The following is a 12,321-nucleotide window of genomic DNA, read 5'->3' as shown; positions in this document are numbered from 1 at the left end:
TTATAGAGAACTTCTGTCTATAGGCTCCGTTCAACTCCCCGATCCAGAATTTTTAAGCACCGGACACCCTTTTGGAAGAATCAGGTCGATCTCTTTATGCAACACTTCAAACCTTATTCTGTCCGCCTCATAAGGTTCTCCGTCAAGATTGACTGAGCGTTTCTGTTGAGGAATGGACTCCACCCATCTTTTTTGAAAACGCTTTATATAGGTACCTGAGTGCTCATAGTCAAACATCTCCGCAATCACCTGTCCCAGGTCGGTAATGGGAAACTCCATAAATACTACAATATCGAGCATTCCGTCATCAATATAGGCAAAAGGTGCCAGCATCTGCCCTCCTCCTGCCTGTCTTCCATTACAGATTACTCCCGCAATACTCTTTCCCTCAATATCAATATCATCTGCGATCAGTCGTCCTTCATGACTACTGTAGTTGAGGGTCATGATCACTGCTGAAAGCGTATAGGCACCACCTCCAAGAAAGTTCTTTAGGGAAGCTGGTGTATCCGCAACGATCTGTGCGCCAAAACCGCTTGAAGCAACATTAATGAAATACCGATCATTTGCTTTTACAATATCTACAGGGTAAGCCTCTCCTTCAACTGCCAGCCGCAATGCTTCCAATGGGGAAAATGGTATCCGGCAGGCTGTCGCAAAATCATTGGCTGTTCCCAAAGGCAATATTGCCAACTGGGGACGCTTCTCCTTTGGAAGCAGTGCCAACCCGTTGACAACTTCATTCAAAGTACCGTCTCCACCTGCAGCAATAATACGTGTAATGCCTTCATCACTCGCCTCTGCAACCATGCGCTGCGCATCGCCGTGTTCCCAGGTAACCCTTACCTCTATATCGATACCCTCTTCACGTAAAACAGAAACTGCATAACGAACATCCTCATCAGCCACCTTTTTCCCGTTTAAAATGATCCGTATCATACTGTAACCCATTTTTATTTGAGTATAGCCCAAACAGACTTAACACATTCCATACTTCCGAAGAGAATGAGAAGATCGATTATGGAAAACATAATATTTGCAATAATCTGTTCTGCTGACAATTTATCCCGAAATATGCATTAGAATCACTCGAAGTTCATCAAATACTTGCGCTATCGGGTTTATGTTACAGTAACTAAGTACTTAAACGCCGGATAAATCCTTTACGCTTGAGATAAGACTCTTCCCAAATCAAGAGTGACCTTCGTTCCTCTGCCTCTTCTCGATTCGATCTTTATTCCTATATCTTCCTGATCACAATAGGCTTTTACCAGGGCCAGCCCGATCCCGTCACCCTCTTTTTGACGGTCACCCTGATAATAGCGTTCATAGACTTTGACCAACTGTGCTTCATCCATGCCGATCCCCTCATCGATGATCTGAAGCACATGCTCTTTTAAAATGATCTTTACCGGAGACTCTTTATCAGAATATTTCATGGCATTACTGACAAGATTGTCAAACATCTGCTCAAAACCGATCTTGTCTGTCAACAGTTGACACCGCTCCACCCCAATCACAACAGGGTTGCGGTTCTGCTCTCTGAAAATTTCCACACGCTCCTCTACCAGTGCTTTGAGATCAAACCGCTCCCTTTCTATTTCATGCATCTCTTTTCGGATCGTATAGACCAGCTCTCCGTAAAGCCTTTTCAGTCTCAAGGAAGCGTCTTCAATACGCTTCAGCCGTTTTAGAGACTTCTCATCTGTACGATTTTTTGCAAGCATTGCAGTATTGGCCTGGATAGTCGCAAGAGGCAGATTCAGTTCATGAATAATATCTTTGGTCAAGTGCAGCAGATGTTCCTGTGTCTTTTTTTGGGGTATCAACAGATGAGAGGCGATGATGTACCCCCAGCCAACACTCAAAAGAAGTACAAATCCGCTTCCAATAAGAAAAGTTGTTTCATCAAATCCTTCATTCTTCAAAAGCCAGTAAAGAAAACTAAGCAGTATCAGTACACTGAATACATAACCGAAGGCTGCCAGCCACGTCTGCTTTTTCATAGTTCAATGACCTTCAAACTGCCATTTGTAACCTACACCGCGTACATTGACAATAGCATCGGGGAAATACTTCTTAAGTTGCGTAACATAGACCCTTAACGATCCGTCACTTGCACTCTGCCCCGCTGCCCATAAACGGTTCTTAATCATCTCACTTCTGACCACTTCCCCGCCTGATTCAACCAGCAATACAAGAAGCTCGACCGCTTTTTTTGTTACTTCCAGTGCTTCGCCGTTGTGATAAAGTGTCTTGGCAACCATATCAAGACTGTACTCGCCAAACACCATACGCTCCTGGCGTACCTGCCTACGCAGTATCGCCTGTATACGGAACAACAGTTCATCCAGATCGATAGGCTTTCTCATATAGTCATCAGCGCCCGTCTCAAATCCCTCTGCCAGAGAATCACGGTCTTCACGTGAAGTTAAAAATATTGTTGGTGTAAGATCACCGCTTTGACGCAGTTTTTTCAGTAGATCAAAACCGCTCTCATAGGGAAGGTTAACATCAAAGAGATAGATATCATACTTATTCGCATAGCTTAGCTCCAATGCCGTGTAAGGATCAAGTGCCACATTGAGTACAAATCCTTCTTCTTCCAGAAAGTCCTGAAGCGTTTCGTTAAAGAGCCTGTCATCTTCAAGCAGAAGAATTTTAGTTGCCATGGTTGTCTCCGACAAAAGAAGAATGACTAATGAGTAATGAGTAATCGACAATACAAGCATTGCACAGCAATGCATACCTCAACACTTCACTCCTCATTCCTCACTCCTAATTTGCAATTTTGCAAATGCAAAACTACATATACATCCCACCATTCACTTTCAACGTCTCGCCCGTAATATAAGAAGCGTGATCGGAAAGCAGAAACGCTACAGCCTCAGCTACCTCTTTAGGTTCACCAAAACGACCCATAGGAATCTTTGCGGTAAAGGCATCTTTTACCTCATCTTTAAGTACATCAGTCATCTCTGTTGCAATGAATCCCGGAGTAATCGTATTGTAACGGATGTTTCTCGGTGCCGCTTCAATGGCAAAACTCTTTGTCATTGCAATTGTTCCGCCTTTGCTTGCTGCGTAGTTCGTCTGACCTGCATTACCTGTTTCTCCAACAATCGATGCAATGTTAACAACCGATCCAAAACGTTTTTTCCCCATTACTTTGACAGCTTCACGGCAGCCAATAAAGGTTGATTTCAGATTCGCTTCAATCACAGACATAAAATCTTCCGTTTTCATACGCATAGCAAGTTTGTCATTGGTGATCCCTGCATTGTTAACCAAATAGGAGAGTTCACCGTCTGCCTCTACAATACGCTTGATCGCATCTACAAACGCCGCCTCATCGCTCACATCAAAACCAATCACTTCTGCTTTTCCTCCGGATGCTTCAATGTCTGCTTTGACAGCCTTTGCCTCTGCCTCACCGCTTCTGTAGTTCACCCATACTTTCAGTCCCATCTGTGCCAGTGTTTTTGCGATCTGTGCACCGATCCCGCGGCTTGCACCTGTTACCAATACATTACTTCCGGAAAATTTCATTCATATCCTTTGTTTTAATTTAGTGTACCTTTAAAAGATCCGATCATTTACCGCTATATTATCCTTCACAGTACCCTGAAGCATTATCATCCGATTGAACCACGACTTTGTCATAACAGATTGCACACGGTATATAAAGGGGCTGTGTTTTCAGAAGAGCTTCTGTTTACACTCCCATCACTCCCCCTGCTTTATCTCTTTTTTCTGCAATATCCCATCTGTTTTGATACTTATGAGGGGAACAGCCGCTCTTTGATGTTTTCAAAGATCCTGTAATCCTCTTCACTGATCTTGTCAGAGTAGATAATGTGGTTAAGCTGTTCCAAAAGATGATACTTTGAGAGTTTGTCATCGGCCAAGGCCTGATTGATGATCTCAACATGTTTGTCCAGGTCATAATCTTTCTCCATAATATCATGAAGAAATGTTTTTGCCTCTTCCGGATTACAGTCGAAATTCTGTCCCATGATATCACAAAAGAGCGGTGCTTCTTTCTCCAGATCCCGTTTGTCTATCTTGATAATATGTGCCAGCAGGGTCCCCACTGACTCTTTGATCTTCTTTTCCATTTCGATACCTTCTGCAATCACCGTACTAAGCACAGTGATATATAAAATGAACTATTGCCATCATTGTACCAAAATATTATTGTTCTGCACAACGATTATACTATTAGAGGCTCATCCATCTCTTCAGGGATCTCAAGCCCCATCAGTTTCAGAACAGTTGGTGCGACATTGTTGAGTCCACCCCCCTCTTTCACTCTGGTTATACCCTCAGCCAATACATAACACCAGACATCGCCTACCGTATGGTTGGTCAACACATGCCCCTCTCCGTCACACATCTCTTCACAGTTCCCGTGATCAGAGGTCAACACTATCGCATAGCCGTCCTCTGCCGCCTTGGCAATGATCTTCCCAAGCTCTGTATCTACCGCCTGTACCGCTTCTTTGGCCGCTTCATAGTTTCCTGTATGTCCAACCATATCGCCATTGGCAAAATTCACCACGATGAAATCATAGGCTTCATCCATCGCTTTACGTACCGCCTCGCCCACCTGTGGTGCAGACATCTCCGGTTTCATATCATAGGTCTTGACATCCGGACTGGGAATGAGTACACGGCTCTCTCCGATCATCGGCTCTTCGATACCTCCATTCAGGAAAAATGTTACATGTGCATATTTTTCCGTTTCTGCCGTATGCAGCTGACGCAGACCCGCATTCGCGATCACTTCCGCAAGTGTATTCTTCGGTGCCTCTTTTGGAAAGAGTACCGGGTAGGGAAAAGCAGCATCATACTGTGTCATCGTTGCAATATGCAGAGGAATGAATGTACGCTCAAAAGCGCTGAAGCCAGGGTCGCCAAGGGCAGTCGTGATCTCCCGTACCCTGTCGGAACGGAAGTTGGTTACGATAACTGTATCACCCTCCTGCATCCCTTCATAGCCTGCAAATGCCACAGGCTCAATAAACTCATCAGTCTCATTTTTCGCATAGCTTGCATCAATATACGCCTTGGGAGAAAGTTCCGTCTTCGGGGTCGCTTCAGCAATCGCTCTATACCCTTTCTCCACTCTCTCCCAACGGTTGTCCCTGTCCATTGTATAGAAACGGCCGCCGATCGTTGCGATACGAATATCGTTGTCACAGATCGCTTCGATCTGTTCAATATAGGTTTTGGCCGACGTCGGACTTACATCACGTCCATCGGTAATGAGATGCAAAAAGACCTTTTTGCCTCTGCGCTTTGCCAACTTGGCAAATCCGATCGTATGCTCGATATGCGAATGCACCCCGCCATCGCTTAAAAGTCCGATAAGATGGACACGGTCACTCTTTCCCATCGTCTCTTTAAGTACTCTGTTCTCTTCAATACCGCCCTCTTTCAGCGCCAAAGATATCTTCACAAGATCCTGGTACAAAATACGACCCGATCCGATCGTCATATGCCCTACTTCCGAATTCCCCATCTGTCCTTCCGGAAGACCCACACTGAGCCCGTAAGTGGAAATCAATGCCCGGGGTACATTCTCAAGTGCATCATAGGTCGGCTTTACAGCATCTGCAAAAGCATTGCAGGCACTATGGGGCTTATACCCGATCCCGTCGGTAATAATCAATATCGTCTTTTGAATATCCATGCTCTCATCTCTTTTTTTATTGAAATCATAGTAAAATAAGCTTTTGTAAACCTAAATCCCTATTTTGAAAGTTATCTATGCTTTATACCCTTTCCCAGCTTTTCGACATCAATCTTTTTAGCTATATCTCAGTACGTGCCGGCTTTGCTTTTCTTATCGCATTTGTCATGACGCTTTTTATCATGCCCAAATATCTTGCCTGGGCGATCAGCAAAAAAGCCAATCAGCCTATCAGTAAATATATTCCTTCCCATGAAGGGAAACGCCATACACCGACAATGGGCGGTGCTATATTTCTTCTGGCTACCCTGATCGCCGTGTTTGCCACCATGGACTTAAGCAACCCTTATGTCTGGGGAGGGATTATCACACTGCTTGGTTTTGGACTGGTAGGGCTGAAAGATGATCTTGGGAAAGTGCTCTCGGGGGACAATCTCGAAGGGTTGACACCACGCATGAAAATGGGCTTGCTTGCAATCATTGCCATACTGGTAACAACACTGATCATATATAGCGGTTTCTCTACCGAGTTTTACATCCCTTTTTACAAAAAACCTCTCTTTGATATGGGTTATGGTGCAGTCATATTCTGGGTTTTAGTCTTTTTGGCAGCAACCAATGCTGTTAATCTGACCGACGGACTGGATGGTCTGGCAACAGTTCCTTCCATCATTGCACTCTTTAGCCTTGGCATCATCGTTTATGTGACAGGCCATGCTATTTTCAGCAGCTATCTGCTTATTCCGAATATTAAAGGGGTAGGAGAGGTAATGATACTTGCTGCCTCACTGGGCGGTGGGCTCATGGGGTTTCTATGGTACAACTCCTACCCTGCCGAAGTCTTTATGGGAGATACCGGAAGCCTTGCTATCGGAGGTCTCCTTGCCTATCTTGCCATACTGGGGAAAAGTGAAGTACTGCTCATACTTATCGGTCTGATCTTTGTGATCGAAACTGTCTCTGTTATCTTGCAGGTAGGGAGCTTCAAGCTGCGCCAAAAACGTATTTTCCGTATGGCTCCGATCCATCACCACTTTGAACTCAAGGGCTGGGCTGAGAACAAGATCATCGTACGTTTCTGGATGATTTCGTTTATTGCCAATATACTTGCGTTGATCTCGTTTAAATTCAGATGATCAAAGCAAAGCTTTGAAGTGAAGAACTAAGAACTAAGAGTGAAGAGTTATGGTAAGCTTTTCTTACAAAAAGCCTTTATTGGATGAGAAGTAAATGAGTATTTTAGAAGAGAAAAGTTATGCTTTTTCCATTCGTATTGTGAAGTGTAGTGAATATTTACAACAAGAAAAAAAAGAGTTTATCCTAAGTAAACAAGTTTTACGTTCAGGTACCGCCATTGGAGCTTTGATTGCTGAAGGAAAATATGCCCAATCAAAATCAGATTTCATCAATAAACTTTCTATTGCATTAAAAGAAGCGAATGAGACAAAATATTGGTTAAGCCTTCTAAAAGATTGTAGTTATCTTCAGGAAAAATTGGCAATAAGCCTATTGGATGATATAGAAAATCTTATTAGAATGTTAGCATCCAGTATTAAAACAGCTAAAGAGAACAATCATGAAAAATAAAGCAGAAGTTTTGCTCTGCAAAACATACCAACACTCTTCACTCTTCACTCTTCACTCTTCACTTGAAAAATTCCAAAGGAATTTTTCATGAAGCCAACCCTTTTCGGCTACGGTCTTACCACCAAAGCCATAGCAAAAAAACTGGGTGGGGGCTGTACCTTTTTCGACGACAACTGTAAAGAAACTTATACTGATGAATACAACAATATCATCAAGCCTTCATCTCTGTTCAACCCCGATGAAAGTCGATTGGAAGTCACTACACCCAGCTTGCCCCCAAAACACCCGCTTATTCAAAAAGCAAAACATCTACTAAGTGAATATGACTACTTTTTAGGCGGTGAAAATAACGCAAACCACAATTCCTACTTCCTACTTCCTACTTCCTCATTTAAAAGGAAAACGCCTTTTACGATTTGGATATCAGGTACCAACGGCAAAACCACCACGACCCAGATGCTTACCCACCTTTTGAAAAAACGCGGTGCCGTAAGCGGTGGGAACATCGGTACACCACTGGCAGAGCTTGATGAAAAAGCACCTGTCTGGGTGTTGGAGACAAGCTCTTTTACCCTGCATCATACCAAAATCGCCTCACCGGACATCTATCTGCTTCTGCCTGTCACCCCTGACCATCTGGACTGGCACAGTACCCCTCAAGCCTATGAAGCCGATAAGCTCAAACCGCTGCTGAATATGAAAGAGGGAGAGCTGGCACTGATCCCCAAAGGGATGAACCTTCCCAGGACTGATGCCTATGTGGTCGAGTATGACAGCAACAACTTTCTCTGTGACTACTTTGGTCTGAATGCAGCCAACCTCAACTACAAAGGGGCCTTTTTACAAGATGCCCTGCTCTCTCTTTCCATTACCAAGGTACTTTTTGACGAAACAGACTACGATCTGCTCAACACTTTTCAACGGGATGCCCACAGACAGGAAGAGCTCACAGACAGAAAGGGTAGACTCTGGGTCAATGACTCCAAAGCAACCAACCTTGATGCAACCATACAGGCAGTAAAGACTTACAGTGACAACCATATTCACCTTATTCTCGGAGGAGATGACAAAGGGGTAGACCTTACACCGCTTTTCAGCCTTTTGGCACATATAGACCTTACATTATATAGCATCGGAGCAAACAGCCAAAAGGTGAAAAAGCTTTCAAAAAAATTCAATATCGATCTGAAAGAGGCAGTTACCCTTGAACATGCTGTCAAATTGATCGATACAATACATACCCAAAAGAGCATTGCCCTCCTCTCCCCGGCAGCAGCCAGTTTTGACCAGTTTACATCATACAAACACCGGGGAGAGAGATTTGTAAAGCTTGTAAAGAGCCTGTAGTCTACCCGCCCAAAGGGCAGACTATAGGCACGGCCCCTGCACAAATAAAAATATACTCTGCATTAAAAATAGATCCTTGTTCAGCGCTCTAAGCTGAAGACCTAAGTAAACTATTCAACTATCATAATTTTCATCAAAATTCTATTCAAAGCAAAAAAGTTTAAGAAAAAACAAAATCTCCCTCGATTTCTCAATAATCTTTAAGGTTACATAGCTATAATTTCACCCACTTCAAGACAACAGTGGCTCTGTAGCTCAGTCGGTAGAGCAAAGGATTGAAAATCCTTGTGTCGGCGGTTCGATTCCGTCCAGCGCCACCATCTTACATGTTCTTTTTCTTAAAAACTGAACACAAAAACAGTTTTATTCCATAATAAACTTAAAAATATCTGTAAAAAAACTGCCTGATTCTTAATTTGTTTCTTACCTTCTTCCCTTTTATAACCCTACTGCAGTGTACTTTAAATGAAAAATAAACCACTGGTTAATTTTTTGTTAATTAACTTGACATTGGTAAATACAATGTGTTACAATACCCTGTATTCAAAAAAACAAGGAGATTACAATGAAAAAGACACTTTTACTCTCAGTAGTAGCGTCAACAATGATCATGGCAGGTGGAGATATCGCTCCAGTTGAGCCAGTAGTAGAGGCACCTGCCGCAGTATCTGGCTGGGACTTTAGCGGACAAGCGGTAGTTTATTATCAAACAGGTGATTATGCTACAGCTCCATCAGGAGCAGTAGATGCAGATCTTTTTGATCAAGATGGTTCAAGAGCTGACTTTGGTCTTCAACTTAGAGCGGTAAACAAAGATGTTGTTGCAGGTATCGGTGCTGGTGTAGAAGTAACTGGCCTTTCTACACTGAATCTTGAGAACAGTATAGTATCTGACGTAATGCAAGGTGTCGGTAATGGTGATCTTGATGATATGACCGATGGTGGTTGGATCTCTCAAATGTACTTAACATACGCTATTGACAACACTAGCTTCAAAGCAGGTCGTCAGGAACTTCCAAAATCACTCTCTCCGTTTGCTTTCTCTGAAGGGTGGAATGTATTTAAAAATACATTCGATGCTCTTCTTGTTGTAAATACTGATATCAAAGATACAACTTTGGTATATGCATGGGTATATGGTGGAAACAGCAATGGTCTAGGTGCGCTCGGCAGTAACCTAACTGATTTTAATGCTCTCAACGATGATGACGGTGTTCACATGCTAACTGTCCAAAACAAATCTTTTGAAGGTGTAACTTTAACTGGTTCATGGTATTTTGGTTCAGATATGGCTGTAACTGATGATATCAACATTCTTTGGGGTGATGCTAAATTTGGTCTTGCCGGTCTAAATGTTGCACTTCAGGGTGGTTCAGTAATGAGTGATGCATTCCTTAATGATACAAGAGCATTTGGTGCTAAGATCGGTGGAAAAATCGATATGTTCGATCTTTCTTTGTCTTACTCTAATGTAGATGATGGCGATACTGGTGTCTTTAACGTTGGTGGTGTTAAAACACCTCTCTATACTCAAATGATCCTTAACCAAGGTTTTATCGCATCAGACAATGATACTTTCGTTGCAAGAGCTGCAGTAAAAGCACTTGGCGGTAAAATTGCCCTGGCATATGATACTACATCTGACAACTCAGCTGCTAACAATGATTACCAAGAACTTGACCTTGTCTATAAAACAAAAGTATTTAACGACTCTACAACACTCTTTGCTGGATACATCTACCAAGATGCTGATGCATGGGCTGAAAGTCAAAATAATATTCGTCTCTGGGGTAGATACAACTTCTAAGAATCACTTCTTAAAGTTACAACCTCTTAGGAGTCAGACTTCGGTCTGGCTCTAACCTTTCTTTTTTTACTCTTTCCACATTTGTTATATTATTTTTACTTCAATTTATCAACAACTTCTTTAGAAAACTCTTAAGAAGAGTATTGTTTTTTAAAAGCAACCCTTCTTTAATTTGCGTAGTTTTTGTAAGTTTATTAACTTTTTATTAACTTTATTGACATTATCTTATCATACTTGCTATAATCATCTATATTAAAAAAACAGGGGGATTACAATGAAGAAAACATTATTACTTTCAGTAATAGCGTCAACAATGATCATGGCAGGTGGAGATATCGCTCCAGTAGAGCCAGAAGTAGAAGCACCGATAGCAGAAACATCCGGTTGGGACTTTAGCGGACAGGCGGTACTTTATTACCAAACAGTCGATTCTACAGCAAGTGATGTTTACGCTGAGACTGATCTGTTTAGCCAAGAAGGTTCTGTAGCAGATGCCGGTATTCAACTAAGAGCAGTAAATAAAGATCTTTTTGCCGGTGTCGGTGTCGGTGTGGAAGTAAGCGGTCTTTCTACCCTTAATCTTGAAAACTCCGTGGTTTCTGGTGTTATGCAAGGTACTGGCAGTGGAGATATTGATGATATGACAGATGGAGGCTGGATCTCTCAAATGTATTTAACATACAGTGTTGACAACACTAGCTTCAAAGCAGGTCGTCAGGAACTTCCAAAAGCACTCTCTCCGTTTGCTTTCTCTGAAGGTTGGAACGTATTTAAAAATACATTCGATGCTGTACTTGCAGTGAATACTGACATCGAAAATACAACTTTGGTATATGCATGGGTATATGGCGGTAATTCGAGTGTAGGAAATGTAACTGATTTCAATGACTTCAATGATAATGACGGTATTCATATGCTAACTGCCCAAAACAAGTCTTTTAGCAACTTGACTTTGACAGGTTCTTGGTATTATGCACCTGATCTTGTTTCAAATACTCTTGGAGTAGCTTCTGGTGACACCAACATTCTTTGGGGTGATGCTAAATACAATGCAGATTCTTTCTATGTATCACTTCAAGGTGGTGCAGTATGGTTAGATACAAACGGAGCTGAAGATACAGGTGCATTTGGTGCTAAAATCGGTGGAAAAGTAGGTATGTTTGATCTTTCTTTAGCATATTCAAACGTAAATAACAGCGCAGTTGGTGTATTTAATACCGGTGGTGTAAAAACACCTCTTTACACACAAATGATACTCAACCAAGACTTCATTAAAATAGATTCTGATACTTTTGTTGCAAGAGTTGGTGTAAAAGCATTAGGTGGTAAACTTGGTTTAGCCTATAACTACAGTGATTATGGATTAGCAACTAACTCTGTAAACTATTATTTAGGAAGTAATAGATTTGCCGGCGATGATGAGGGAACATATCAAGAATTAGATCTTACTTACAAAACTAAAGTATTTAATGACACTACAACTGTATTTGCCGGATACATTTATCGAACTTTGGATGTAGATAGTGCTTACTGGGCACCAATAGATGAGTATGACCAAAATGTTCTTCGTTTCTGGGCAAGATACAACTTCTAAGAATCACTTCTTAAAGTTACAACCTCTTAGGAGTCAGACTTCGGTCTGGCTCTAACCTTTCTTTTTTTACTCTTTCCAGTTTTCATACCATTCATACCATACTCAAAACAATTTTTACATATACGTTATCCATATCCCCATACCTTGTCATGCATCCTACGGGCATCTCCTATGGGAACACAGGGATCCTGCCCCTACATACTTGAAACTTTATTCCGTAGAGATTGATGTAGCGTAACATTAATATGATACATTTTCATCAAAACTACAAAATATGCTATAATCCACAAA

11 protein-coding genes and 1 tRNA gene are annotated in these 12,321 nt (G+C 42.0%); 6 read left to right on the top strand and 6 right to left on the bottom strand.

Annotation, left to right across the window (positions count from 1 at the left end; genetic code table 11):
• Positions 1 to 30: 30 nt before the first annotated feature.
• The 6 genes from yegS to gpmI all read right to left on the bottom strand — a co-directional run bounded on the left by yegS (position 31) and on the right by gpmI (position 5,695).
• Positions 31 to 951 carry a lipid kinase YegS gene (gene yegS / locus IMZ28_RS01370; RefSeq protein WP_232087492.1) on the bottom strand — a complete coding sequence of 307 codons (921 nt, stop codon included), beginning with the start codon at positions 949 to 951 and terminating at the stop codon, positions 31 to 33.
• Positions 952 to 1,163: 212 nt separating this feature from the next.
• On the bottom strand, positions 1,164 to 2,006 hold the full coding sequence (locus IMZ28_RS01365) for a sensor histidine kinase (protein ID WP_197548858.1): 843 nt from the start codon (positions 2,004 to 2,006) through the stop codon (positions 1,164 to 1,166).
• Positions 2,007 to 2,009: 3 nt separating this feature from the next.
• Positions 2,010 to 2,672, bottom strand: coding sequence for a response regulator transcription factor (locus tag IMZ28_RS01360; protein WP_197548857.1), 663 nt, complete (start codon positions 2,670 to 2,672; stop codon positions 2,010 to 2,012).
• Positions 2,673 to 2,805: 133 nt separating this feature from the next.
• Complete coding sequence (gene fabG, locus IMZ28_RS01355) at positions 2,806 to 3,549, bottom strand: 3-oxoacyl-ACP reductase FabG (protein ID WP_197548856.1); 744 nt, start codon at positions 3,547 to 3,549, stop codon at positions 2,806 to 2,808.
• A gap of 230 nt (positions 3,550 to 3,779) precedes the next feature.
• Entirely contained in the window at positions 3,780 to 4,118 is a 339-nt protein-coding gene (locus tag IMZ28_RS01350) for a TerB family tellurite resistance protein (RefSeq protein WP_197548855.1), read from the bottom strand.
• 95 nt (positions 4,119 to 4,213) lie between these two features.
• A complete protein-coding gene (gene gpmI, locus IMZ28_RS01345) occupies positions 4,214 to 5,695 on the bottom strand; it encodes a 2,3-bisphosphoglycerate-independent phosphoglycerate mutase (protein WP_197548854.1) in 1,482 nt (493 codons plus the stop codon).
• 77 nt (positions 5,696 to 5,772) lie between these two features.
• Between gpmI and mraY the strand changes: the two genes are divergently transcribed.
• From mraY to IMZ28_RS01315, 6 genes are all read left to right on the top strand, one after another.
• On the top strand, positions 5,773 to 6,831 hold the full coding sequence (mraY, locus tag IMZ28_RS01340; protein ID WP_197548853.1) for a phospho-N-acetylmuramoyl-pentapeptide-transferase: 1,059 nt from the start codon (positions 5,773 to 5,775) through the stop codon (positions 6,829 to 6,831).
• Between the two features lie 94 nt (positions 6,832 to 6,925).
• Positions 6,926 to 7,282 (top strand): four helix bundle protein, encoded by a 357-nt coding sequence (locus IMZ28_RS01335; protein WP_197548852.1) that lies wholly within the window; start codon positions 6,926 to 6,928, stop codon positions 7,280 to 7,282.
• Positions 7,283 to 7,369: 87 nt separating this feature from the next.
• Positions 7,370 to 8,629, top strand: a complete 1,260-nt coding sequence (murD, locus tag IMZ28_RS01330; RefSeq protein ID WP_197548851.1) for a UDP-N-acetylmuramoyl-L-alanine--D-glutamate ligase — start codon at positions 7,370 to 7,372, stop codon at positions 8,627 to 8,629.
• 244 nt (positions 8,630 to 8,873) lie between these two features.
• A tRNA-Phe gene (locus IMZ28_RS01325) sits at positions 8,874 to 8,949 on the top strand.
• Between the two features lie 245 nt (positions 8,950 to 9,194).
• Positions 9,195 to 10,436: a hypothetical protein gene (locus IMZ28_RS01320; protein ID WP_197548850.1), complete on the top strand. Its 1,242-nt coding sequence runs from the start codon at positions 9,195 to 9,197 to the stop codon at positions 10,434 to 10,436.
• Between the two features lie 274 nt (positions 10,437 to 10,710).
• Positions 10,711 to 12,030: a hypothetical protein gene (locus IMZ28_RS01315; RefSeq protein ID WP_197548849.1), complete on the top strand. Its 1,320-nt coding sequence runs from the start codon at positions 10,711 to 10,713 to the stop codon at positions 12,028 to 12,030.
• Positions 12,031 to 12,321 lie beyond the last annotated feature (291 nt).

It is taken from the genome of Sulfurovum indicum (assembly GCF_014931715.1).
Classification (GTDB): Bacteria; Campylobacterota; Campylobacteria; order Campylobacterales; family Sulfurovaceae; genus Sulfurovum; species Sulfurovum indicum.
Note: the sequence above shows the minus strand (reverse complement) of the source record. Positions and strands in the feature narration are given on the sequence as shown.

Bases quoted from the DNA above. Each gene is read 5' to 3' on its own strand.
- gpmI (WP_197548854.1), bottom strand. From the start codon at position 5,695: ATGGATATTCAAAAGACGATATTGATTATTACCGACGGGATCGGGTAT.
- fabG (WP_197548856.1), bottom strand. From the start codon at position 3,549: ATGAAATTTTCCGGAAGTAATGTATTGGTAACAGGTGCAAGCCGCGGG.
- mraY (WP_197548853.1), top strand. From the start codon at position 5,773: ATGCTTTATACCCTTTCCCAGCTTTTCGACATCAATCTTTTTAGCTAT.
- IMZ28_RS01320 (WP_197548850.1), top strand. From the start codon at position 9,195: ATGAAAAAGACACTTTTACTCTCAGTAGTAGCGTCAACAATGATCATG.
- IMZ28_RS01365 (WP_197548858.1), bottom strand. From the start codon at position 2,006: ATGAAAAAGCAGACGTGGCTGGCAGCCTTCGGTTATGTATTCAGTGTA.
- murD (WP_197548851.1), top strand. From the start codon at position 7,370: ATGAAGCCAACCCTTTTCGGCTACGGTCTTACCACCAAAGCCATAGCA.
- IMZ28_RS01360 (WP_197548857.1), bottom strand. From the start codon at position 2,672: ATGGCAACTAAAATTCTTCTGCTTGAAGATGACAGGCTCTTTAACGAA.
- IMZ28_RS01315 (WP_197548849.1), top strand. From the start codon at position 10,711: ATGAAGAAAACATTATTACTTTCAGTAATAGCGTCAACAATGATCATG.
- IMZ28_RS01335 (WP_197548852.1), top strand. From the start codon at position 6,926: ATGAGTATTTTAGAAGAGAAAAGTTATGCTTTTTCCATTCGTATTGTG.
- IMZ28_RS01350 (WP_197548855.1), bottom strand. From the start codon at position 4,118: ATGGAAAAGAAGATCAAAGAGTCAGTGGGGACCCTGCTGGCACATATT.
- yegS (WP_232087492.1), bottom strand. From the start codon at position 951: ATGGGTTACAGTATGATACGGATCATTTTAAACGGGAAAAAGGTGGCT.